The organism is Streptomyces sp. NBC_00287 (assembly GCF_036173105.1).
Lineage (GTDB): Bacteria > Actinomycetota > Actinomycetes > Streptomycetales > Streptomycetaceae > Streptomyces.
Genome location: NZ_CP108053.1, coordinates 6,355,156 through 6,378,102, shown reverse-complemented (window position 1 = coordinate 6,378,102; position 22,947 = coordinate 6,355,156). Strand labels below are relative to the sequence as shown.

General features: G+C 70.7%; 19 protein-coding genes and 1 tRNA gene. 10 read left to right on the top strand and 10 right to left on the bottom strand.

The window, feature by feature from the left end:
• Positions 1-91 precede the first annotated feature (91 nt).
• The 7 genes from rho to OHT76_RS29215 form a co-directional block, all read right to left on the bottom strand.
• Complete coding sequence (gene rho / locus OHT76_RS29245; RefSeq protein ID WP_328873839.1) at positions 92-2,110, bottom strand: transcription termination factor Rho; 2,019 nt, start codon at positions 2,108-2,110, stop codon at positions 92-94.
• A gap of 404 nt (positions 2,111-2,514) precedes the next feature.
• The gene (gene thrB / locus OHT76_RS29240) at positions 2,515-3,432 is read right to left on the bottom strand and encodes a homoserine kinase (protein WP_328873838.1); all 918 of its coding nucleotides are present in this window, start codon (positions 3,430-3,432) and stop codon (positions 2,515-2,517) included.
• Between the two features lie 223 nt (positions 3,433-3,655).
• On the bottom strand, positions 3,656-4,714 hold the full coding sequence (thrC, locus tag OHT76_RS29235; RefSeq protein WP_328873837.1) for a threonine synthase: 1,059 nt from the start codon (positions 4,712-4,714) through the stop codon (positions 3,656-3,658).
• A gap of 6 nt (positions 4,715-4,720) precedes the next feature.
• The gene (locus OHT76_RS29230; protein WP_328873836.1) at positions 4,721-6,013 is read right to left on the bottom strand and encodes a homoserine dehydrogenase; all 1,293 of its coding nucleotides are present in this window, start codon (positions 6,011-6,013) and stop codon (positions 4,721-4,723) included.
• A 161-nt stretch (positions 6,014-6,174) separates the two neighbouring features.
• On the bottom strand, positions 6,175-7,566 hold the full coding sequence (lysA, locus tag OHT76_RS29225; protein ID WP_328873835.1) for a diaminopimelate decarboxylase: 1,392 nt from the start codon (positions 7,564-7,566) through the stop codon (positions 6,175-6,177).
• Positions 7,567-7,582: 16 nt separating this feature from the next.
• Positions 7,583-8,929: an ArgS-related anticodon-binding protein NrtL gene (nrtL, locus tag OHT76_RS29220; RefSeq protein WP_328873834.1), complete on the bottom strand. Its 1,347-nt coding sequence runs from the start codon at positions 8,927-8,929 to the stop codon at positions 7,583-7,585.
• Positions 8,930-9,030: 101 nt separating this feature from the next.
• Complete coding sequence (locus OHT76_RS29215; RefSeq protein ID WP_328873833.1) at positions 9,031-9,606, bottom strand: response regulator; 576 nt, start codon at positions 9,604-9,606, stop codon at positions 9,031-9,033.
• A gap of 60 nt (positions 9,607-9,666) precedes the next feature.
• Between OHT76_RS29215 and OHT76_RS29210 the strand changes: the two genes are divergently transcribed.
• Positions 9,667-9,738 (top strand) — tRNA-Arg (locus tag OHT76_RS29210).
• Between the two features lie 123 nt (positions 9,739-9,861).
• Here the strand turns inward: OHT76_RS29210 and OHT76_RS29205 are convergent.
• Positions 9,862-10,743, bottom strand: coding sequence for an arginase family protein (locus OHT76_RS29205; protein ID WP_328873832.1), 882 nt, complete (start codon positions 10,741-10,743; stop codon positions 9,862-9,864).
• 254 nt (positions 10,744-10,997) lie between these two features.
• Here OHT76_RS29205 and OHT76_RS29200 point away from each other — a divergent pair, with 254 nt between their 5' ends.
• Entirely contained in the window at positions 10,998-12,749 is a 1,752-nt protein-coding gene (locus OHT76_RS29200) for a beta-ketoacyl-[acyl-carrier-protein] synthase family protein (protein WP_328873831.1), read from the top strand.
• Positions 12,750-12,774: 25 nt separating this feature from the next.
• Here OHT76_RS29200 and ku read toward each other — a convergent pair whose 3' ends face one another.
• Positions 12,775-13,812 carry a non-homologous end joining protein Ku gene (gene ku / locus OHT76_RS29195; RefSeq protein WP_443049847.1) on the bottom strand — a complete coding sequence of 346 codons (1,038 nt, stop codon included), beginning with the start codon at positions 13,810-13,812 and terminating at the stop codon, positions 12,775-12,777.
• A gap of 72 nt (positions 13,813-13,884) precedes the next feature.
• Between ku and ligD the strand changes: the two genes are divergently transcribed.
• Both ligD and OHT76_RS29185 read left to right on the top strand, forming a co-directional pair.
• Positions 13,885-14,772 (top strand): non-homologous end-joining DNA ligase, encoded by an 888-nt coding sequence (gene ligD, locus OHT76_RS29190; protein WP_328873829.1) that lies wholly within the window; start codon positions 13,885-13,887, stop codon positions 14,770-14,772.
• A gap of 187 nt (positions 14,773-14,959) precedes the next feature.
• Positions 14,960-16,114: a vanadium-dependent haloperoxidase gene (locus tag OHT76_RS29185; RefSeq protein ID WP_328873828.1), complete on the top strand. Its 1,155-nt coding sequence runs from the start codon at positions 14,960-14,962 to the stop codon at positions 16,112-16,114.
• Here OHT76_RS29185 and OHT76_RS29180 read toward each other — a convergent pair.
• A complete protein-coding gene (locus tag OHT76_RS29180) occupies positions 16,111-16,914 on the bottom strand; it encodes a nuclease-related domain-containing protein (RefSeq protein WP_328873827.1) in 804 nt (267 codons plus the stop codon). The genes OHT76_RS29185 and OHT76_RS29180 overlap by 4 nt on opposite strands.
• A gap of 103 nt (positions 16,915-17,017) precedes the next feature.
• Between OHT76_RS29180 and OHT76_RS29175 the strand changes: the two genes are divergently transcribed.
• From OHT76_RS29175 to OHT76_RS29150, 6 genes are all read left to right on the top strand, one after another.
• The gene (locus OHT76_RS29175) at positions 17,018-17,524 is read left to right on the top strand and encodes a protein-tyrosine phosphatase family protein (RefSeq protein WP_328873826.1); all 507 of its coding nucleotides are present in this window, start codon (positions 17,018-17,020) and stop codon (positions 17,522-17,524) included.
• An 89-nt stretch (positions 17,525-17,613) separates the two neighbouring features.
• Complete coding sequence (locus OHT76_RS29170) at positions 17,614-18,309, top strand: hypothetical protein (protein ID WP_328873825.1); 696 nt, start codon at positions 17,614-17,616, stop codon at positions 18,307-18,309.
• Positions 18,306-19,553, top strand: coding sequence for an ATP-binding protein (locus OHT76_RS29165; protein ID WP_328873824.1), 1,248 nt, complete (start codon positions 18,306-18,308; stop codon positions 19,551-19,553). The genes OHT76_RS29170 and OHT76_RS29165 overlap by 4 nt, the downstream gene beginning before the upstream one ends.
• 147 nt (positions 19,554-19,700) lie before the next feature.
• A complete protein-coding gene (locus OHT76_RS29160) occupies positions 19,701-20,075 on the top strand; it encodes an SH3 domain-containing protein (protein ID WP_328873823.1) in 375 nt (124 codons plus the stop codon).
• Positions 20,076-20,118: 43 nt separating this feature from the next.
• Positions 20,119-21,480 (top strand): FtsW/RodA/SpoVE family cell cycle protein, encoded by a 1,362-nt coding sequence (locus OHT76_RS29155; protein ID WP_328873822.1) that lies wholly within the window; start codon positions 20,119-20,121, stop codon positions 21,478-21,480.
• Positions 21,477-22,934, top strand: a complete 1,458-nt coding sequence (locus OHT76_RS29150) for a penicillin-binding transpeptidase domain-containing protein (protein ID WP_328873821.1) — start codon at positions 21,477-21,479, stop codon at positions 22,932-22,934. Before OHT76_RS29155 ends, OHT76_RS29150 begins: the two co-directional genes overlap by 4 nt.
• Positions 22,935-22,947 lie beyond the last annotated feature (13 nt).

Here is a 22,947-nt window from a genome sequence, read left to right as displayed (position 1 = left end):
CGCGTGAGATGCGCCCTCTCCTCTCTGCGCCAAAAGGCCGCTCCCCGTCACTCAGGTGACGGGGAGCGGCCTTTTTGAGCTCTTTGCGAGGTCAGTCGCCGTTGCCGGGAGTCGGCGTCGTCTTCTGAATCTGCATCAGGAACTCGGCATTCGACTTCGTCTGCTTCATCTTGTCGAGAAGCAGCTCGACCGCCTGCTGCTGGTCGAGCGCGTGCAGCACCCGGCGCAGCTTCCAGACGATGCCGAGCTCGTCGGGGGCGAGCAGGATCTCTTCCTTACGCGTACCGGACGCGTCCACGTCTACCGCGGGGAAGATCCGCTTGTCCGCGAGCTTCCGGTCGAGCTTGAGCTCGGCGTTGCCGGTGCCCTTGAACTCCTCGAAGATCACCTCGTCCATGCGGGACCCGGTGTCCACCAGGGCGGTGGCGAGGATGGTCAGCGAGCCACCGTCCTCGATGTTGCGGGCCGCACCGAAGAAGCGCTTCGGCGGGTACAGCGCGGTCGAGTCGACACCACCGGACAGGATGCGGCCGGAGGCCGGCGCCGCCAGGTTGTACGCACGACCCAGACGCGTGATCGAGTCGAGCAGTACGACGACGTCGTGACCCAGCTCCACCAGACGCTTGGCACGCTCGATGGCGAGCTCGGCGACCGTCGTGTGGTCCTCGGCCGGACGGTCGAAGGTCGAGGAGATGACCTCGCCCTTGACCGACCGCTGCATGTCGGTGACCTCTTCCGGACGCTCGTCGACCAGGACGACCATCAGGTGGCACTCGGGGTTGTTGTGCGTGATCGCGTTGGCGATCGCCTGCATGATCATGGTCTTGCCGGTCTTCGGCGGGGCCACGATCAGACCGCGCTGGCCCTTACCGATCGGCGCGACGAGGTCGATGATGCGGGTGGTCAGCACGCCCGGGTCCGTCTCCAGGCGGAGGCGGTCCTGCGGGTACAGCGGCGTCAGCTTGTTGAACTCCGGGCGGCCACGCCCGGATTCGGGCGCCATGCCGTTGACGGAGTCGAGACGGACCAGCGCGTTGAACTTCTCGCGGCGCTCGCCGTCCTTCGGCTGACGGACCGCACCGGTGACGTGGTCGCCCTTGCGCAGGCCGTTCTTGCGGACCTGGGCGAGGGAGACGTACACGTCGTTCGGACCGGGCAGGTAGCCGGAGGTACGGATGAAGGCGTAGTTGTCGAGGATGTCGAGGATGCCCGCGACCGGGATCAGGACGTCGTCCTCGTTGATCTGCGGCTCCTGGCCGCCCATCTCGTCGCGGCCACGACGGCCACGGCGGTCGCGGTAACGGCCGCGACGGCCACGGCGGCCGCCCTCGAAGTCGTCGTCGTCCTGCTGCTGGCCACGGTCCTGACGGTCCTGACGACCGCCGCCCTGCTGCTGACCCTGCTGCTGGCCACGGTCCTGACGACCGCCGCCCTGCTGGTCGTCGCCCTTGCGACGGTCACCGCGGTCACGGTCACCGCGCTCACCGCGGTCGCGGTCCCGGCCTCGCTCACGGCGGTCACGACGGCGGCCCTCGCCGCCGTCACCGGCGTCGCCCTGCGGCTGCGCCGGGGTCTCGGCCTTCGGCTCGCTCTTGGCCTCGGCGGCGACCGTCTCGGGGGCGGCGGCCGCGGGGGCGCCGGCCTCGGCGGTGGCACGGCGACGACGACGCTCAGCGGGAGCGTCCTCGCTGGCCGGCTGACCGGGAATCTCGATCTGCTGCTGCGCCACGGCCTTCTCGGCGGGCGCCTCGGCCTTCTCCGCCTTCTTGGCGGGCGCCTCCTCGCCGGTACGGGCCTTGGAGGTGGCCCGGCGCTTCGGCTTGGTCTCGGTGGCGTCGCCCGCGGCATTGGCAGCCTTGGGGGCCGCGGAACCTCCTCCGGCCTGCGCTTCCTTGATGACCTCGATCAGCTGGCTCTTGCGCATACGCGCGGTGCCCCTGATGCCGAGGCCGGATGCGACCTGCTGCAGCTCGGCCAGCACCATGCCCTCGAGGCCGGTACCGCGGCGCCGCCGGGAGCCGGCACCGGTGGCAGGCGCGGAGGCGTCCGTGGCGGGCGCGGCAGCGGTCTCCTCGACACGTGCGCCCATCAGATCGGTGGTGTCGCTCACGAAGGGTCCTTCCCTGGAGCGGACGTCGGCCTGTCTGGCTCGGCGACCGGTTGTGCTGTCCGGCTTTGGTCCTTGTCGTGGACCGGCCGGGGCGGTGGTCCGCCTAAGCGGCGGAAGAAATATCGGTGATGGCGCTTCCCAAAGCTGTGACACCGAATGTCCGTGTCACGTGGCTTGGTCGCACCGGTTCCGGAGCGTGCCCGGCGAGTCGCTCAGTGCCCGCGTACGAGGTACTGCCCGCGTACGTCGTACAGAACACAGTGCGGCTTGGGAGGCTCCCGGAAGAATGTCTGTCCCGGACGGGGACACAAAGCACCTCGCCATGGTGGGGTCGGGTGCAGACTTGAGGTTAACACTACCGGATCCAACAAACATTCCCCCTCTCGAAATCCGGCAACCGTGTGTCAGGGCGCAAGCGGCAGCACGCTCGCTCCCTGGGCGTCGAGCTCGAGCCGGTTCGCGGCCCAGCCCTCGCCTGCCAGATCAGCCACCTTGTCGGCGCTGTCGTCATCGGCCAGCGCGAGCACCGTGGGGCCCGCTCCGGAGATCACCGCGGGGATCCCGTCGGCGCGCAGCCGCTCCACCAGTGCGGCGCTCTCCGGCATGGCCGGGGCGCGGTACTCCTGGTGCAGACGGTCCTCGGTGGCGGGCAGCAGCAGCTCGGGGCGCCGGGTGAGGGCCTCTACGAGCAGGGCGGCACGGCCCGCGTTGGCGGCGGCGTCGACATGCGGCACGGTGCGCGGCAGCAGGCCGCGCGCGGTTTCGGTGAGGACCGGCTTTCCGGGCACGAAAACCACCGGAACGATGGAATCGGCGGGATCCATCCTGATCGCCCGGGCGGCGCCGGACTCCATCCAGGAGAGCGTGAAACCGCCGAGCAGACAGGCCGCGACATTGTCGGGGTGGCCCTCGATCTCGGTGGCGAGCTCCAGCAGGGCCGCGTCGTCGAGCCGGGACTCACCGCCTATGGTCACCGCGCGCGCGGCGACGATGCCGGCGCAGATGGCGGCGGAGGAGGAGCCGAGGCCGCGGCCGTGCGGGATGCGGTTGGCGCACACGATCTCCAGGCCGCGCGGCTGTCCGCCGAGCAGGTCGAAGGCGGTGCGCAGGGACCGTACGAGCAGGTGCTTCTCGTCACGCGGCAGCGTCTCGCTGCCCTCACCCGCGATGTCGATGTGCAGCCCGGAGTCGGCCACCCGGACGACCACGTCGTCGAACAGCCCCAGCGACAGGCCGAGGGCGTCGAAGCCCGGGCCGAGATTGGCGCTGGTGGCGGGGGTGCGCACCCGGACGGCGGCGGCGCGGAAAGCTGGACCGGCCATCGCTCGATGACTCTCCTTGAGCTGCGTGATTGTCGAAGACATTCGATACGTACGTGAGGACCCTCGGGCCGTGGAGACGGCGCGGCGCCCCACCGGATGCTCGGGCATATGCGGTGGGCGGGTTCAGTACAGCCTATCGAAGGAAGGTTCAGTGGCGACATAGGGCGCACAGGAGGCGCACGATGCGTGTCGTAAGCCCCCTGTGCACCCCCCGTGCCGCTGATCAGGCCAGACCCAGCCGCTCGGCCGCCGTGGCCGCGTCGACGGGGACGGTGACGGGCTGCGGTGCGCCCGCGACGGCCCAGTCGGGGTCCTTGAGACCGTTGCCGGTCACGGTGCACACGATCGTCTGGCCCGGGTCCACCTTGCCCTGCTCGGCGGCCTTCAGCAGACCGGCGACGGACGCGGCGGACGCGGGCTCCACGAAGACGCCCTCCTGGGCGGCCAACAGCCGGTAGGCGCGCAGGATTTCACGGTCCGTCACCTCGTCGATGAGGCCGCCGGACTCGTCCCGCGCCGCCAGCGCGAACTGCCAGGACGCGGGGTTGCCGATCCGGATCGCGGTGGCGATCGTCGACGGGTCCTTGACGACCTCGCCGCGCACGATGGGCGCGGAACCGGACGCCTGGAAGCCCCACATGCGCGGGGTCCGCTTCGAGACACCGTCGGCGGCGTACTCCGTGTAGCCCTTCCAGTACGCGGTGATGTTGCCCGCGTTGCCGACCGGCAGGACGTGGATGTCGGGGGCATCGCCGAGCATGTCCACGATCTCGAACGCGGCCGTCTTCTGGCCCTCGATACGGACCGGATTGACCGAATTGACCAGCGCTACAGGGTAGTTGTCGCTCAGCGCGCGGGCGAGGTCGAGGCAGTCGTCGAAGTTTCCGTCGACCTGGAGGATCTTCGCGCCGTGCACCAGCGCCTGGCCCATCTTGCCGAGCGCGATCTTTCCCTGCGGGACAAGAACGGCCGAAACCATGCCCGCGCGCACGGCGTACGCGGCCGCGGAGGCGGACGTGTTGCCGGTGGAGGCGCAGATGACGGCCTTCGCACCCTCCTCCTTGGCCTTGCTGATGGCCATGGTCATACCGCGGTCCTTGAAGGACCCGGTGGGGTTCGCGCCCTCCACCTTCAGGTGGACCTCGCAGCCCGTGCGCTCGGAGAGCACCTGCGCGGGCACGAGCGGCGTGCCGCCCTCGCGGAGCGTCACGACCGGCGTGGTGTCGGATACCGGGAGACGGTCCCGGTACTCCTCGATGATTCCGCGCCACTGGTGGGTCATTGCTGGTTACTCTCCTTCAACCCGCATGATGCTGGCGACACCGCGCACGGTGTCGAGCTTGCGCAACGCCTCGACGGTGCCGCCGAGGGCCGCGTCGGACGCACGGTGGGTCACGACGACGAGGGACGCCTCGCCGTCCTTGCCCTGCTGCCGAACCGTATCGATCGAGACACCGTGCTCGGCGAAGACGGTCGCCACCTGGGCGAGAACACCCGGTTTGTCGGCGACGTCGAGGCTGATGTGATAGCGCGTGACGACATCGCCCATGCCGGAGACGGGCAGGGCGGCATACGCGGACTCACCGGGTCCGGTGGTGCCGCTGAGCCGGTTGCGGCCGACGGCGACGAGGTCACCGAGGACGGCGGAGGCGGTCGGGGAGCCGCCCGCGCCGGGGCCGTAGAACATCAGCTGACCGGAGGCATCCGACTCCACGAAGACCGCGTTGTACGCGCCGCGCACGGAGGCGAGCGGGTGGGTCAGCGGGATCATGGCGGGGTGCACGCGCGCGGTGACGGACGCGCCGTCCTCGGCCCGCTCGCAGATGGCGAGCAGCTTGATGGTGCAGCCCATCTCCTTGGCGGAGGCGAAGTCGGCCGCGGTCACCTCGGTCATGCCCTCGCGGTAGACGTCGTCGAGGCGCACGCGCGTGTGGAAGGCGATCCCGGCGAGGATGGCGGCCTTGGCGGCGGCGTCGAAGCCCTCGACGTCGGCGGTGGGGTCGGCTTCGGCGTACCCGAGGGCGGTGGCCTCGTCGAGGGCCTCCTGGTAACCGGCCCCGGTCGAGTCCATCTTGTCGAGGATGAAGTTCGTCGTCCCATTGACGATGCCGAGCACGCGGTTGACCTTGTCGCCGGCGAGGGACTCGCGCAGCGGGCGGATCAGCGGGATGGCACCGGCGACGGCGGCCTCGTAGTAGAGGTCCTTGTTGTGCTGTTCCGCCGCCGCGTGCAGGTCGGCGCCGTCCTGGGCGAGGAGGGCCTTGTTGGCGGAGACGACGGAGGCGCCGTGCTCGAAGGCGGTGGTGATGAGGGAGCGGGCCGGCTCGATACCGCCGATGACCTCGACGACGACGTCGATGTCCCCGCGTTTGACGAGCGCGGTGGCGTCGGTGGTGATGAGCTCGCGCGGGATGCCCTCACGCACCTTGTCGGGCCGCCGCACGGCCACGCCGGCGAGCTCCACGGGGGCGCCGATGCGGGCGGCGAGGTCGTCGGCGTGCGTCGTCATGATGCGCGCCACCTCTGAGCCGACCACTCCACAGCCCAGCAGCGCCACCTTCAGCGGACGCGTACGCATCATCCGACCTCGTTTCCTTTACCTTCTACGGTTGGACCAGTCTCACTCACCGGACCGGAGTTTCTATCCCCGGTCCGGATTGTGAGACGACTATTTCATTATGTTGGCAGGGAAAGGCGGAAGATCTTCCACCCGGCCTTTCCGCTGGTCTATTGATTTATGGATCAGCCGACGTCGAGACGGAGGAGGTCCTCCTCCGTCTCCCGCCGGACGATCACACGGGCCTCGCCGTCGTGCACCGCGACGACGGGCGGCCGAAGCACATGGTTGTAGTTGCTGGCCATGGACCGGCAGTAGGCACCGGTCGCCGGTACGGCGATCAGGTCACCCGGTGCCAGATCGGCGGGCAGGAACGCGTCCTTGACGACAATGTCCCCGCTCTCGCAGTGCTTGCCGACGACCCGGGCGAGCATCGGCTCGGCGTCGGAGGTCCGGGAGACCAGGGCGACGCTGTATTCCGCGTCGTACAACGCCGTACGAATGTTGTCGGACATGCCGCCGTCGACGGAGACGTAGGTGCGCAGCCCGTCGAGCGGCTTGATGGTGCCCACTTCATAAAGAGTGAAGGCGGTGGGCCCGACGATGGCGCGCCCCGGCTCGACGGAGATACGCGGGGTACGCAGCTTGGCGGACTCGCACTCGCGCGTGACGATCTCGGTGAGCGCCTTGGCGATCTCGTGGGGCTCACTGGGGTCGTCGTCGCTGGTGTAGGCGATACCGAGGCCACCGCCGAGGTCGATCTCGGGAAGCTCGACGCCGTGCTCGTCGCGAATGTCCTTGAGCAGCCCGACGACCCGGTGGGCGGCCACCTCGAACCCGGACATGTCGAAGATCTGCGACCCGATGTGGGAGTGGATCCCGATGAGTTCGAGCGAATCGAGCTGGAGCGCACGGCGCACCGCTTCCGCGGCCTGCCCGCCGGCCAGCGGAATGCCGAACTTCTGGTCCTCGTGGGCGGTGGCGATGAACTCGTGCGTATGTGCTTCCACACCGACGGTGATACGGATCTGCACGCGCTGCCGCTTGCCGAGGTCCCGGGCGATGTGGGCAACGCGGACGATCTCCTGGAAGGAGTCGAGGACGATACGGCCGACGCCTGCGCGGATGGCCCTGTCGATCTCTTCCTTGGACTTGTTGTTGCCGTGGAAGGCGATGCGGTCGGCGGGCATACCGGCGGACAGCGCGGTAGTGAGCTCGCCGCCCGAGCACACATCGAGGTTGAGCCCCTCCTCGTGCAGCCACCGGACCACGGCGCGGGAGAGGAAGGCCTTGCCGGCGTAGAAGACATCGGCGTCGGTCCCGAAGGCGGTACGCCAGGCGCGGGCCCGGGCGCGGAAGTCGGCCTCGTCGACGATGTAGGCGGGGGTGCCGTGCTCTTCGGCGAGCGTCTGCACGTCGATACCGCCGACGGTGACGACGCCGTCCTTGTCGCGGGTGACGGTCTGGGCCCACACCTTCGGGTCGAGGGCGTTCAGGTCGGCCGGCGGGCCCGAGTAGTGGCCCTCGGGCAGAACATCGGCGTGACGGGGCCCGGCGGGGTGTGCGGAACGGCTCATGACTCTTGTGGCTTCCTCAGAGGTGTTCGGGTGCGTCGATGCCGAGCAGGGACAGGCCACCGGCCAGCACCGCCCCGGCGGCTTCGGCGAGCGCGAGCCGGGCACGGTGGGCGGCCAAGGGTTTCTCCGCACCGCGCGGCAGCACGGCAGGCAGAAAGACGAGGACGGCATCGGCGACGGTGACGAGGTGCCGGGCGAGCCGGTCGGGGGTGTGACGGGCGGCGGAGGCGGCGAGGATGCGGGGGTGGTCGGCGAGGGCGGTGGCGAGAGCGTGGGCCTCGTTGACCTGGGGCCCCGGTACGGCGGTGGTACGGGGGGCCGCTTGGGCGTCGGCGGCGGTGAGGTCGGTGTGGGTACGGGTGGCCGCGTGGGCGTCGGCGGCGGTGGTACGGGTGACTGCGCGGCCGTCGGCGGCGGTGAGGTCGACGGTGTTACGCGTGGCCGCGTGGGCGTCGGCGGCGGTGGTACGGGTGACTGCGCGGCCGTCGGCGGCGGTGAGGTCGACCGTGGTACGGGGGGTCACGCGGGCGTCGGCTGCCGCGGTGAGGTCGGCCGCGCTATGGGTGGCCGCGTGGGCGTCGCCGGTGGGCCCCGGTTCCGCCGTGAAGCCGAGGTCGGCGGCGTTGCGGGTGAGCGCGCGGGTGCGGGCGTGGGCGTAACGGACGCGGAAGAGGGGGTTGGCCTCGCGCTGGACGAGGTGCTCGTCGGTGATGCGGGGCCGGTCGTGGGCGGCGGGGTGGAGCAGCGCCCAGCGGGCGGCGTCCCGGCCGAGCGGGAGCGGGTCGGCGGGCGCGGGGACGGGTCGTACGTTGATGTCGAGCGGCGCGGGGGCGCCGGGCCGGCCGTGGGCATCGACGCGCACGCCGAGCACGTCCTGCCACTCCGGCTCGGGCCGGGCCTCACAGCTGGTCCGCACGAGAGCGCCCTGCGACCGCAGAAGCCGAGCGACGACCTCCATGACGACGACGGCGCGAACCTCGTGGGGACAGTGGAGCTGCACGACCTCCCCACTGGGCCCGTCGGCGAAGCCGTACCGCGATCCGCGCCGCAGAATCTCCTCGACGAGGGCGCTGGGAGCAGCGGCACGAAGGCTGAAGTTGATGAACCCCGGCCCGGTGACGACGACGTCGGCGACGCCCTCCGCCCCGACGAGGTGCGGCCGCAGAATCTCGGCGACGTGCCGGGGCGTCTGCCCGGCCGGGCGGGCGAGCTGAAGCGCGATGTTGGTGGCGTAGTCCCCACACCCACCGGGCCCGGGCACGGTCACCAGAACCCGCTCCGGTACGGCGACGCGCAGCTCCCCTTCGTCGACAGCACGACGCACCGCGCGCAGCACGGTACGGGAGAGCTCGACGGGGGTCACGGGACAAGCGTATGGGAGAAGGGGGGTGGGTAAGCGAGCGGGTTTGGGCGATGGTCCGGGATGTGGACGGTGCCCCCAGGACGACCGCTCAGCCGCACGCCTCAGCCGCAGCCCCGCCCGGAGTCCCCGGCACTGGCGCTGGCCCCGGCACCCAGAACACCCCCGAACAGAGGACCGCCATCCTCCTCGTCCTCGCCCCCTCCCCGCTGCTTCCGCTCGATCAGCTTGCGTACGAGGCTGACGAGTTCGGCGGGTTCGAAGGGCTTGGCGAGGAAGGCGTCGACACCGACGTCGAGGCCGCTGTCGACCTCGTACTGCGTACAGGCGCTGACGATGGCGAGGGGCAGATCGCGGGTACGGGGGTCGGCGCGGAGCCGCGCGGCGGTGCGCAGCCCGTCCAACCTGGGCATGACGACATCGAGGGTGACGACGTCCGGACGCACCTGATGAACGACATCCAGACACTCGGCACCATCGGCCGCGGTCACGACCTCGAGGCCCTCCAGCTCGAGATTGACCCTGATCAGCTGCCGGATGACCTTGTTGTCGTCCACAACAAGCACCCGGCCCGACGCGCCTGGCACAAATTGAGAGTAGGTCCGGACCGGCCACCGCGTCCGGGTTTTGCCCACTTCCACCCCGTGCGGGCGACCTCGCCACCGCGTAAACGGGTTCATGAACACCCCGAAGGAGCTGGTAGGGTTCTACCCGTCGCCGCCAAGCAAGGCGCCCGACACGCCCCCGTAGCTCAGGGGATAGAGCAACGGCCTCCGGAGCCGTGTGCGCAGGTTCGAATCCTGCCGGGGGCACCCTGTGTGAGGTGCCCAAAGACCCCGTCATCAGCGGAGACGCTGAGTGCGGGGTCTTCGCGTATGTGCAGCAGCGCCAAGAGGCTCGTCCCCAAGGAGAAGCCGGGCGCCTAGCCGAGTCGTTCAGCCGGTGACCGCTCTCGTGGACAGGGCCCGGTGGAGGCAGTCCGTGAAGCGGGTGGTGATTGTGCCGGTTGGGTCGAGGTGGGGGTTGAAGATCGTGACGTCCAGGCCGCGGCAGCGGTTGTCGGCCAGCGCAGCGGTTAGTACGTGTTCGAGTTCCGGCCAGGTCAGGCCGTCGGGGACGCGGTAGTCGACGGCCGGCATGACGGTGTCGTGGAGGACGTCGGCGTCCAGATGGGTCCAGTAGGCGGTGGGGAGGTGGGCCAGGGCCTGGGCCGTGGCCGCTTCGATGCCCAGCTCGCGGACCTTGGCCAGGTCCATCGCGTGCAGGGCCGGGGGCAGCGACTGCATCCCCGCCGCCATGGACTCCGGCTCGTCGCGGAAGGCGAAGGCGACCACGTCCTCGTCCTTGAGGAGGGGGCCTCGGCCTTCCAGGTTCGTGAGGACGGCGGGGCCGCGGCCCGTCGCCAGGGCCAGTTCCATCGAGGCCGCCTCACCGTTCGGTTCGGCGGACGGCTGGTAGAAGTCGGTGTGGCCGTCCAGGAAGAGCAGGCCGTGGCGGCCACGGCGGCGCAGGGCCAGGAGGTTGCCCAGCAGGATCGTGCAGTCTCCGCCGAGGACGACCGGGAAGAGGTCCTGGTCCAGGGCGGCTCCTACGGCATCGGCCAGTTCGGTCGAGTAGTCCGCGATGGCCAGGGGGTTGAGGATGCCCGTCTCCGGGTCGCGCCTCGGGTCGAAGTACGGGGGCTCCAGTCTGTCCGAGCGGGCCACGTCGAATCCCTCCAGCAGCCCTGCCCGACGTAGTGCGGTCGGCAGGTTCGCCACGCCGCTGGGGCGCAGGCCGAGGACCGACGGTGCCTCGATGATCGCCAAGCTCTGCACGGCTGGATCTCCTCTCGAGTGACGTGACTGCCCGTCATATGCGACCGTGACGTTTCCCACATCCCGTTCGGGAGCCTTCAGGTCAACTCGGGCCAGATGAGCAGCAGTTGCGGAGCATGCGCCTCCCGTTCCTGTTTGCGGAATGCAAAGGAACGGGAAGGTTATTGATTCAACTATGGCCTCCGGCGCCCGTGTCCAGTTCACTCGGGACAAGTCCGGCAGAACTACTCGGGTCACAGGAAGCTCGTACAGATATGCACCAAGTTCCCATACATCCGCACTCCGTGAGCGTCGCCGAGGTGATTCCCGGTGATCTGGTCGCCCTGTCGGGCGAAGACGTCGTACGGCAGCGGTGGTTCGTCGTGATGCACACCTTGCCCGAGTCGCCGGAGACGATCCGGGTGACCCTGCGGCCGCCGCTCGGCGGGGTGGACCGGGACGAACTGCTCGCTCGGGGGCGGGAGGTGACGGTCGCGTGCCGGCGGCTGGACGTGGCGGAGGTTCCGCTGGTGTCGTCGGTGCCGCTGGACGGCGTCGAGTTCCGGGACGGGGACCGGGTGACATCGCTGCGGGCCGTTGATCCGCTGGCCGAGGCGGTGACGTATCTGCGGCGGTGGGGGGTGTGGCATCGGGACCTCGACGCCTACGGCGGCGAACCGGTGTCGGACGAGGAGGTACGGCAGTGGGCCGGTGACGCCGATCGGGACGGGTTCGTCGTACGGCATGAGGCGCGGCCGGTGCGGGAAGCGGCCGTTCCTGGGCTGCGGCGGGTTGTTGTCACCGGGCTCGGGGCCGTGTCGCCGCTCGGGGTCGGGGTCGGGGAGCTGTGGCAGGGGCTGCTCGACGGGCGGCACGGGATACGGGAGTTGGACGGGGAGGAGTTCGCGGAGCTGCCGGTGCGGGTGGCGGGGGTGGTGCCCGTCGATCCTGCCGTGCTGTTGCCGCGGGCTGCCGCTCGGCGGATGAACCGGGCCGCGCAGTTCGCCGTACTGGCCGCGCGGGAGGCCTGGGCGGATGCCGGGTTCGTCGAGGGCGGGACTCGGGAGAGCGGGATCGATCCGGAGCGGGTGGGGGTGAGCCTCGGGGCGATTCTCGGGGACGCGTCCGTACTCGTCGGTGGGGACCGGAAGCTGCGGGAGAAGGGGCCGCGGGGGGTTTCACCGCTGACCACACCGATGACGGTGCCGTCGCAGGCCGCCTCGCAGGTCTCGCTCGACCTGCACATCACGGGTGAGGCGCGGACCGTGACCAGCGCGTGCGCCTCCGGCACCGAGGCCATCGGGGAGGCCGTCGACCGCATACGGTACGGCCGTGTCGACGTCGCCCTCGCGGGCGGGGCCGAGGCTGTCGTGACGCCGGCGATCATGGCGTCCTTCGCTGCCATGCGGGCGTTGGCCTCCGGGGGTGTTGACGAGGGGTCGCCTTCTCGGCCGTTCGGGAAGGGGCGGGACGGGTTCGTCAACGGGGAGGGGGCGGGGGTGCTCGTACTGGAGGCCGAGGAGCATGCCCTGGCCCGGGGTGCGCGGATCTATTGCGAGGCGGCGGGGTGGGGACTGTCCGCCGACGCGCATCACATGGCCGCGCCCGATCCGTCCGGGAGCGGGGTCGCGCTGGCGCTGCGGCGGGCGGTGCGGGATGCCGGGGGGCATGTGGTGGATGTCGTACACGTCAACGCCCATGCCACGGCGACGGTGGAGGGTGATCTCGCGGAGGCGGGGGCCTTGCGGGCGGTGTTCGGGGGGCGGGCTGTGCCGGTCACCGCTTTGAAGGGGCACCTTGGGCATCTGCAGGGGGCCGCGGGTGGGGTGGAGGCCGTGGCCGCGGTGCTCACGCTGCATCACGGGGTGGTGCCGCCGACTGTGGGGAGCGGGGAGGTCGACGATGCGATGGGGGTGGATGTGGTGCGGGGGGTGCCGCGGGCGTTGCCGGTGGACGGGGATCTGGTGCTCAGCAACTCGTTCGGGTTCGGGGGGCACAACGCGGTGCTGGCGCTGCGGCGGGTGTAGGGCCGGAACGGCAACGCCGTAACAGTCATGCTGTCCGCTTGCGGGCCGTCGTCTTCTTCGCCGGGGTCTTCTTCGCCGCACTCTTCGTCGCCGTGCTCTTCGTCGTCGATGCCGTCTTCTTTGATGTGCTCTTCGTCGTCGATGCCGTGGACTTCTTCGCAGCCGTCGTCTTCTTCGCCGCCGTCTTTTTCGTCGTCGATGCCGTCGACTTCTTGCCCGTCGTCTGTTTCGGGGTGGCGCGGGACGTCTTGCGCTGGGGGAGTTGCGTGACCTCCGCCGGTTCCTCGCCCCGCGACTCCTTCGCCGCGCGGACGCTCTTCTCCAGGGCCGCCATCAGGTCCAGGACCTTGCCGCCCTTGGCCGGTTCGGGGGCCTCGCGGGGGGCCTCGCCGGCGGCCTTCGCGGCGATGACCTCCTCCACCGCCTCGCGGTACTCGTCATGGAGGTCCTCCAGCTCCACCTCGCCCAGGGTGTCCATCAGGGCGTCCGCCAGGTCCAGTTCCTTGTCCCGGACCGTGACTCCCACATCGGGCGCCACGCCCTCGGGGGCACGGACCTCGTCCGGCCAGAGCAGGCCGTGCATGGCGATGGCGTCGCCCACGACCCGGAGCATGCCCAGGCGTTCCCGGCCGCGGAGGGCGAACTTGGCGATGGCCACCTTGTTGCTGCGCTTCAGGGCTTCACGCAGAAGGGTGTACGGCTTCGCCGCCGGCGCGCCGCTCGCCGCCAAGTAGTACGCCGCGTCCATCTGGAGCGGGTCGATACGGTCCTCCGGGACGAAGGCCACGATCTCGATCGTCTTCGCCGTCGAGATCGGCAGCTGGGCCAGATCCTCGTCGGTGATCGGGACGATCGTGCCGTCCGCGTCCTCGTATCCCTTGCCGATCTCCGACTGGGTGACCTCGCGGTCCTCCAGTTCGCAGAACTTGCGGTAGCGGATGCGGCCGCCGTCCTCCGCGTGGATCTGGCGGAACGAGATCGAGTGGCTCTCGGTCGCGTTCACCACCTTGATCGGGATGCTGACCAGACCGAACGAGATGGCGCCGTTCCATATGGATCTCACGTGCAGCACCCTTTCGTCGGGTTTGGGTTTACTTCGCAGCTCTTCATCCCATTTCCATGGGATTCTCATCGTATGACGCCGATCACAGAGGTGAAGGGGCGACGGCTCGCGCTCAGCAATCTGGAGAAGGTGCTGTACCCGGCGACCGGCTTCACCAAGGGCGAGGTGCTGCACTACTACGCCACGACCGCCGACGTGCTGCTGCCCCATCTGCGTGACCGGCCGGTCTCCTTCCTGCGGTACCCGGACGGGCCGGACGGACAGGTCTTCTTCACCAAGAACGTGCCGCCGGGTACGCCCGAGTGGGTCACCACCGCCGAGGTCCCCCGTTCGGAGGGGCCGGCCCGGATGGTGCTCGTGCAGGATCTGCCGAGTCTGATGTGGGCGGCGAACCTGGTCACCGAGTTCCACACCCACCAGTGGGTCGCCCAGGCACCCGGGGACGCCGACCGGCTCGTCTTCGACCTGGACCCCGGCACCCCGGCGACGATCGTGGAGTGCTGCGAAGTCGCCCTGTGGCTGCGCGAGCGGCTCGCGGCGGACGGGATCGAGGCGTACGCGAAGACCTCCGGGTCGAAGGGGCTGCATCTGCTGGCCGCGGTCCGGGGTTCGTCCTCCGACCAGGTGTCGGAGTACGCCAAGGGGCTCGCGACGGAGGCCGAGAAGGCCATGCCGCGGCTCGTCCTGCACCGGATGACGCGCAGCCTGCGGCCCGGGAAGGTCTTCGTCGACTGGAGCCAGAACGCCGCCCGCAAGACCACGGCCACGCCCTACACCCTGCGCGCCCGCCCCGAGCCCTGGGTCTCCGCGCCGGTCACCTGGACCGAGGTCGAGGACTGCCGGAACCCGACCCAGCTGGCCTTCACCGCACCGGACCTCGCCCCCCGCATCCAGGACTACGGCGACCTGCTGGCCCCACTCCTCGCCCCGGACCGGGCGGGGACGCTGCCGCGGCAATGACCTCGGCCCGGACCTGCGCAAACGCCGCCGTAGCGCCGGACCCTCCCCTCCCCCTCCTCTCAGACCCAAAGGAGCCACATGCCCCTCCGCCGTACCCTCCTAGTCGGCCTCTCCGCTCTCACGCTCGGCGCCGCACTCCCCCCTCGCCCCGCCCTCCGAGGCCACCCCGCGGACCCCGGACGCCGGGGTGATCACCGACTGGAATCGGACCGCCGATGCCGTCATCAACGGCGATGCCAAGCTGTATGCCGCCGAGCAGCTCGTGTGGCACGGCTTTGTGTCGGCCGCCGTGTACAACGCGGTGGTGGGCGTCGAGGGCCGGTACTCCCCGTACAAGTGGCACGGGCGGGCGCCCGCCACCGCCTCCTCCGAGGCGGCGGCCGCGGCAGCCGCACACCGGGTGCTTCTGACGTACTTCCCGAAGTCCAGGAACCGGATCGACGCGGCCTTCGAAGACTCGCTCGCGAAGATTCCCGACGGGCGTGCCCAGGACCTCGGTGTCGCCTTCGGGCGGAAGGCCGCCGAACACCTCGTACGGATGCGGGTGGACGACGGGCGCGGTGCACCCGTGAGCTTCGGCAGGCAGCCCGCGATGGGCGTCTGGCGGCCCACTCCGCCCGCGAACCAGACCTTCCACCTCCCCTGGCTGGCCAAGATGCGGCCGCTGCTGGTCGAGTCGTCGGACCAGTTCGTGCCGGGGCCGCCGCCCCCGCCGCACTCCCGGCAGTACGCGAGGGACGTCGCCGAGGTGAAGGCGCTCGGAGGAAAGAAGAGCAAACGGTCGGCGCGGCAGACCGAGACCGCTCGCTTCTACGCCGATGTCCTGACGGTGCAGTTGCAGGCCGCCTACCGCGGCCACACCGCACGGCACGGGCTGGACATCGTCGACGCGGCCCGGCTGTTCGCCGCCGCCAACACGGCGACCGCGGACGCGGCGATCACCGCGTGGAACGCCAAGTTCACGCACGCCCAGTGGCGCCCGATCACCGCGATCCGGCTGGCCGCCACCGACGGCAACCCGGCGACCGAGCCCGACGGGAGTTGGGAGCCGCTGCTGCGCACGCCGCCCTATCCGGACTACGTCAGCGGCCACTGCGCCATCGACGGGGCCGCGATCACCGTGCTGGACCGGCTGACCGGCGGGGACGTGGCCTTCCGGATCTCCTCGGCGGTCACCGGCACCACCCGTACGTACAAGCGGGCGGCCGACTTCAACCGTGATGTGATCGACGCCCGGGTGTTCGGCGGGATCCACTACCGGACCAGCGACCTCGTGGGCAACGCGATGGGCCGCGAGATCGGCCGCTTCGCGCTGGACCACTACTTCCGCCCGGTGGACTAGACCCGCGTCCAGGTGTTCCGGTCCCGTGCCATCGCGTGCAGCGCCTCCACGTCCGCCGGTTTGAGGACGCCCCCTTGCCGGGCCAGCTCCCCGAGGTTCGTGTCCTGGAGGACGCGGACCTCGCGGACGGGGGCGGTGACCGAGACGTCCGCGGGACCGGCCAGGGCCAGGACCGGGCGGACCTCCGCCGTCAGGGCGTACGAGGCGCGGTCGGCGTCGGCCCGGACGCGGCGCAGGAGGGGATGCGGTTCCCGGCGGCCGATCGTGACCATCGGATCCGCGACCCTGATCCGCTGCTTACGGGCGTACAGGGTGTGGATGGCGAACAGCCCCGCCGGTCCAATCGCCAGGTGATGGATCCGCGCCCCGCCCGGCAGCGGGATCGAGTGCAGGGTGTGCCAGCCCGCGCCGTCGAGGCGGTCCAGGGCCTCCCCCACCGTCTGTTCGGCGGTGAGCGCGCGGCGCCTGGGATCCGTGCGCAGCCGCTTGGGCGGTCCCGGGTCGCGGTCCAGGGCGATCAGGAGCGCCTCGCCGGGACGGTTGGGCGCCAGGTCGTCGTCCGGATGGAGGGTGAGGCGGGCCAGCTCGGCCGGGGTCGGGACCGGCGGCGGTCCCACCGCCACCGGGCCGCTGAGGAACGGGCCCAGGACTTCCAGCACCTCGTCCCGGCGCTCGTCGCTGAGCAGGTTGACTCTGGCGGCCTCACGGTCGTACCAAGCGATGTTCCTGCCGTCCGTGAGGCAGACGTACAGCCGTTCCTGGCCGTGGCGCCAGGTCGGCACGACACGCAGTGCGCTCATGCACCATCACCCCTTTGACCATGGGAACAGGCGGGGTGCTCCAGGGGCAAGAACCCGGCTACCTTTGAGAGGAGTTGGGAGGGGAAGTTGGGGGAGGCGCCAATTGCGTACCCGCAGGAAGCAACCCGACGTTCCTGCTCCGGACACCCCGTGGGACGAGATCGTGCCCGGCCTGTGGATGGGCGGTCATGAGTTCCGGGCGGTGGCGGGGCAGCTGGAGTTCGTCGTCGTACGGGACGAGTTCGATCTCGTACAGACGCTGCTACGGCTGCCCGGGCACGGGCCCGACGGCGGTGTGGAGCACCATGTGTGGCCCATCCCGGACGGGCCGCTGGACGGGACGCAGCTCACCGGCGTGATGCGGCTGGCGCAGGCCGCGGGGGAGGCGCTGGACGCGGGCCGGTCGGTCCTGGTGCGCTGCTACCACGGGTACAACCGCTCGGGTCTGGTCGTCGCGCAGACGCTCATGAGGCGGGGGCACTCCGTCGAGGAGGCGATCCGGCTGATACGGTCCCGGCGCTCGCCCTGGGCCCTGCACAATGACCTCTTCGTCGAGTACCTGCGCGCCGGTCTGTCCACCGCCCGGCTGCTCGAGGAGCTCACCGAGTGATCACCCCGGCCCACCCGGGCGGGCAAAAGGGACTTCCCTCCGAATAAGGTGTACGGGGCCACCGCTCACCTCCGAACCACAGGAGCACCGTGCCCCGCACCGTCGTCCGTACGACCGTCGGCGTCGCCCTGCTGCTGGTGACCGCCGCGGGCTGCGGTGACGCCGGCGGACTCCAGGGCGCGGGCGCCACCCCGACCGCGGTCAGCCCGGCCCGGCTCTGGCCCGAGCTGACCCCGGCGTCCAGCCCCGCCTTCGAGATCGGCGAGGTGACCACCGAGGTCGTCAAGGGCGTCGACGTGCCCGGCGACGACATCCGCAAGGTCGACCCGGTGGCGGTCGTGCGCGCCGAGATCGCCGCGAGTCCCGGCGACTACGAGGGCGCGAAGGCGCCGTACCGCGAGACCGCGGGGCGGATGGCCGACTGCGACACCGGCAGCGCCCGCTGTCCCGTCCTCACGCCCTACTACCGGGACCTGAGCGGCGACGGACGCGAGGACCTGACGCTCGGCTTCCGGCTCCTGCCCGGCGAGCTGACCGGCATGCGCGTCTACACCGTCCAGAAGCACCGGTTGGTGCGGGTCATGTCCTACGACGACGCCGTCAGCGCGGTGGAGCTGGCCGGGCGGTCCGTGATCGTCCGGGCGCCCTCGGAGGTCGCGGGGTACGAGTACCGGCTCCAGTGGACCTGGGACGCGCAGGCCAACGCGATGCTGCTCACCCACGACGAGATGCTGCGCACGGGTGAGCGCAAGCCGTCGCCCAAGCCTTCGGCGAGTGATCGATGAGGCCCTCGCTGCCCCGCTGGGCCGGGACGCTCGCCACCAAGGCGGCCGTGTTCATCACGGTGATGTGCTGCGCGCTGACCGTGCTGCTCGGTGTGCTCGTGCATGTCTCGGTGACCAACCAGACCGTCGGCCGGGCCCGTACCGAGGCGCTGTCCCGGCTGACCGACGCGACGACCGCCTTCGAGGCCGGGGACCGGCTGATGCCGGGCGCGGGCGTCGATCCGGCGGGGCTGCCGGGGGCGCTGCGGGAGCTGGCCGTCGCCGGGGACCGCGGCACGATGGTCGCCGACCACGAGGGCCGGCCGACGATGTGGGCGGCGGGTCCGGCCGACGGCTCGCGGGCGCTGGCCGTGCAGGTCGACTACTCGCAGCAGGCCCGCACGATCGACGGTCTGGACCGGGCGATCCTGTGGTCCTCGCTGCTGGCCATCGGCACGACGCTGCTGGTCGGCGCGCTCGCCGTGACCCGGGTGACCCGGCGGCTGCACACCACGGCCCAGGTGGCCCGGCGGATCAGCGGCGGCGACCTGGACGCTCGCGTCGACGATCCCCGGACGAAGGATCCCTCGCGGCCGCAGGACGAAGTGGCCGCGGTGGCCGCCGCGCTGGACTCCATGGCGGGGTCGCTGCAGGGGAAGTTGCAGGCCGAGCAGCGGTTCACGGCGGATGTGGCGCATGAGCTGCGGACGCCGTTGACGGGGCTGCATGCGGCGGCGGAGCTGTTGCCTCCGGGGCGGCCGACGGAGTTGGTGCGGGATCGGGTGGCGGCGTTGCGGACGCTCACCGAGGATCTGCTGGAGATTTCTCGCCTTGATACCGGGCGGGAGCGGCTTGATGTGGACACCGAGCGGTTGGGGGCGTTGGCCGAGCGGGTGGTTCGGGCGGCCGGGGACCGTACGGAGGTGGTCGTTCTGCGGGATGTGACCGTGGAGACGGATCGGCGGCGGCTGGAGCGGGTGCTCGGGAATTTGGTGGTGAATGCGCATCGCCATGGGCGTGGCCCCGTGGTGGTGACGGTGGATGAACTTCGGGTGACCGTGCGGGACCACGGGGTTGGGTATCCGGAGTATTTGCTGGAGCATGGGCCGCAACGGTTTCGTACGGAGGGGGGCGCGAAGGGGCATGGGTTGGGACTGACCATCGCGTTGGGGCAGGCGGAGGTGTTGGGGGCGCGATTGTCTTTTGCCAATGCAGAGGATGGGGGCGCTATGGCTGTGCTTTCTCTGCCGGCCGGTGGGGGCTAGTCGCGCCCACGCGGCGGAGCCGCAAATCGACACAGCCCCGCGCCCTATCGGGGCGCTCCGGATGGCCCATGTTGAGAGGCGACCGGCGCTTTGCGCCCATAGCGTGGCGAATAGTCAGTTTCACCCCCTCTTATGGAGGTAGGCACCATGTCGCTCCGCTCCCGTCTCGCCATAACCGTCGCCGCCGGCGCGCTCGCCGCCGGCGCACTCGCCACACCCGCAGTCGCCGGTGACGACTGGGAGTCGTCCCGGGGCGACTCGGGTGGGAACCACCAGGAACACCACCCCCGCCTGTACAAGGGCGTGGTCACCGCCAACACCCTGCTGCTGCGCAGCGCCCCCAACCGAGGCGGGCAAGTCATTCGGACCGCGCACCGCGGGGAGATCGTGAAGATCTTCTGCAAGACGGTCGGGCAGAACATTCAGGGCAACCCGCTCTGGTACCTCCTCACGGACGGCACCTGGGCCTGGGGGTCGGCCCGGTTCATCAACAACATCGGGCCCGCGCCACGCTGGTGCTGAGCCGCAAGGCACACAAGACGCCCTATTTGGGTAAGTTCCGGACATGAGCAAGGCCGGAACCACCGTGGCACGAGCGGACGCACCCGCTCCCGCCGTCCGTCTCCCCCGGCGCCGTGGCATCGAACTGTCCCTCATCGTCGTGGCCGTCCTGCTCTCCGTGTACGGCTACTGCGCTGTCGGCCTCGCCCGCACCGGCACCGTCCCGCCCGGCGCCGTCGGCTACGGCGCCGGGCTCGGTGTGCTGGCGCTCGTCGCCCACTTGGCGGTGCGGTTCCGGGCGCCGTACGCGGATCCGCTGATGCTGCCGATCGGCGTGCTGCTCAACGGGCTGGGCCTGGTGCTGATCTACCGGCTCGACCTGGAGACCCCGGGCGACCGGGCGGCGCCCGCCCAACTCGTGTGGTCCACGCTGGGGGTGGCGTTCTTCATCGTGACGGTGGTGCTGCTGCGCGACCACCGGGTCCTTCAGCGGTATGCGTACGTCTGTGTGGTCGCCGCCCTCGGGCTGCTGATCCTGCCGATCCTGTTCCCCGCCGTGAACGGCGCCCGGATCTGGATCCGGATCGCCGGATTCTCCATCCAGCCGGGCGAGTTCGCGAAGGTGCTGCTGGCGGTGTTCTTCGCCGCGTATCTGGCCGCGAACCGAGGGGCGCTGGCGTATGCGGGCCGCCGTGTGTGGCGGCTGCAACTGCCGACCGGGCGGGTGCTCGGGCCGATCGTCGCCATCTGGCTGCTGAGCGTCGGCGTCCTGATCCTCGAACGGGACCTCGGGACCTCGCTGTTGTTCTTCGGCCTGTTCGTGGTGTTGCTGTACGTCGCCACAGGGCGCACCGGGTGGATCGCCGTGGGGCTGCTGCTGGCCGCGCTGGGGGCCGTGGCCGTGGGCTGGCTGGAGCCGCATGTGCACAGCAGGGTCGAGGACTGGCTGCATCCGTTCGCGTCGATCGAGGCGGGGCAGGGCCCCAACCAGCTCTCCCAGTCGCTGTTCGCCTTCGCGGCGGGCGGCATGCTCGGCACCGGGCTCGGGCTCGGCCACTCCGTGCTGATCGGATTCGCCGTCAAGTCGGACTTCATCCTGGCCACGGCGGGCGAGGAGCTGGGCCTGGCCGGACTGTCCGCGATCTTCCTGCTCTACGGCCTGCTCGTGGAGCGCGGCTACCGGGCGGGCCTCGCGCTGCGCGACCCGTTCGGGCAGCTGCTCGCGGTGGGTCTTGCCTCCATCGTGGCGCTCCAGGTGTTCGTGATCGCGGGCGGGGTGACCGGGCTGATCCCGCTGACCGGCATGGCGATGCCGTTCCTGGCGCAGGGCGGCTCGTCGGTCGTCACCAACTGGGCGATCGTGGCGCTGCTGGTCCGGGTGAGCGACTCGGCGCGGCGGCGCTACGACGAGGAGGCCCCGGCGTGACCCGGCACATCCGGCTCGCGGCCGTCTTCTGCGCCCTGCTGCTGGCCGCGCTCCTGGTGAACGCCACCCGTCTCCAGGTCTTCGAGTCCGGCGCCTATGACGAGAACCCCGCCAACCGCCGGGGGACCATCGCCCGGTACGGCGAGCCGCGCGGCGACATCCTGGTCGGCGGCCGCCCGATCACCGGATCCAAGGACACCGGCGAGCAGCTCCGCTATGAACGCACCTATCTGGACGGCCCGTTGTACGCGCCGGTGACCGGCTTCGCCTCGCAGGTGTACGGCACATCGCTCCTGGAGCACACCGAGGACGGGGTGCTGTCCGGCTCGGATCCGATGCTGTCGTCGTTCCCGCTGCTGAACGATCTGACCCGGGCCCGGAATCCGGGCGGCGATGTGCTGACGACCCTGCGCGCATCGGCTCAGCGGGCGGCCTACGAAGGGCTCGGCGGACGCAAGGGCGCGGTGGCGGCGATCGAGCCGTCGACGGGCCGGATCCTGGCGCTGGTGTCGACGCCCTCCTACAACCCGGAGGCCCTGTCGGGGAACGGGCCGACGGTGGCGCGGTCCTGGATCGGGCTGAACGAGGACCCGGAGAAGCCGATGCTCAACCGGGCGGTACGGCAGACGTATCCGCCGGGGTCGACCTTCAAGGTGGTGACCGCGGCGGCGGCGCTGGACGCGGGGGTGGTCACGGATGTCGACGAACCGACCGACTCCCCCGACCCGTACACCCTGCCCGGTACCTCGACGAGCCTGACGAACGAGGCGAAGGGGTGCGCGGACGCCTCGCTGCGGGCCGCCTTCGAGTGGTCGTGCAACACCGTGTTCGCGAAGCTGGGGGTGCGGGTGGGGGTGACCGATCTGGCGGCCACCGCGCAGGCCTTCGGGTTCAACGACACGGGGGTGCGGATTCCGTACACGGTGGCGCCGAGCACCTTCGACACCTCGGTCGACCGGGCGCAGCTCGCGCTGTCGGCGATCGGGCAGTACAACACGCGGGCGACGCCCTTGCAGATGGCGATGGTCGCGTCGGCGGTGGCGAGCGGGGGGCAGGTGCGGGAGCCGTATCTGGTGGAGCGGACGATCCGCTCGGGCGGGGCGACGCTGGAGACGGCCGGGTCCCGTCCGGTACGGCAGGCGATGCATCCCGCGACCGCGGTACGGCTGCGGGAGCTGATGACGGACGTGGTGCGGAAGGGCACCGGTACGAACGCGGCGATCCCGGGGGTGACCGTCGGCGGCAAGACCGGCACCGCCCAGCACGGCATCGGCAACTCCGGGACGCCGTATGCCTGGTTCGTGTCGTGGGCGCAGGGTGAGCGGGACCTGGAGCCGAAGGTGGCGGTCGCGGTGGTGGTGGAGGACGCGGAGGCGGACCGTGGGGAGATCAGCGGGGGCGGGGACGCGGCGCCGATCGCGCGGGCGGTGATGGAGGCGGTGCTCAACTCCTAGGCGGGCGTTCTCG

Excerpts from the sequence above, each read along its gene's own strand:
- thrB (WP_328873838.1), bottom strand. The coding sequence starts at position 3,432 with ATGGCCGGTCCAGCTTTCCGCGCCGCCGCCGTCCGGGTGCGCACCCCC.
- thrC (WP_328873837.1), bottom strand. The coding sequence starts at position 4,714 with ATGACCCACCAGTGGCGCGGAATCATCGAGGAGTACCGGGACCGTCTC.
- OHT76_RS29230 (WP_328873836.1), bottom strand. The coding sequence starts at position 6,013 with ATGATGCGTACGCGTCCGCTGAAGGTGGCGCTGCTGGGCTGTGGAGTG.
- lysA (WP_328873835.1), bottom strand. The coding sequence starts at position 7,566 with ATGAGCCGTTCCGCACACCCCGCCGGGCCCCGTCACGCCGATGTTCTG.
- OHT76_RS29215 (WP_328873833.1), bottom strand. The coding sequence starts at position 9,606 with ATGAACCCGTTTACGCGGTGGCGAGGTCGCCCGCACGGGGTGGAAGTG.
- OHT76_RS29200 (WP_328873831.1), top strand. The coding sequence starts at position 10,998 with ATGCACCAAGTTCCCATACATCCGCACTCCGTGAGCGTCGCCGAGGTG.
- ligD (WP_328873829.1), top strand. The coding sequence starts at position 13,885 with ATGACGCCGATCACAGAGGTGAAGGGGCGACGGCTCGCGCTCAGCAAT.
- OHT76_RS29180 (WP_328873827.1), bottom strand. The coding sequence starts at position 16,914 with ATGAGCGCACTGCGTGTCGTGCCGACCTGGCGCCACGGCCAGGAACGG.
- OHT76_RS29165 (WP_328873824.1), top strand. The coding sequence starts at position 18,306 with ATGAGGCCCTCGCTGCCCCGCTGGGCCGGGACGCTCGCCACCAAGGCG.
- OHT76_RS29160 (WP_328873823.1), top strand. The coding sequence starts at position 19,701 with ATGTCGCTCCGCTCCCGTCTCGCCATAACCGTCGCCGCCGGCGCGCTC.
- OHT76_RS29155 (WP_328873822.1), top strand. The coding sequence starts at position 20,119 with ATGAGCAAGGCCGGAACCACCGTGGCACGAGCGGACGCACCCGCTCCC.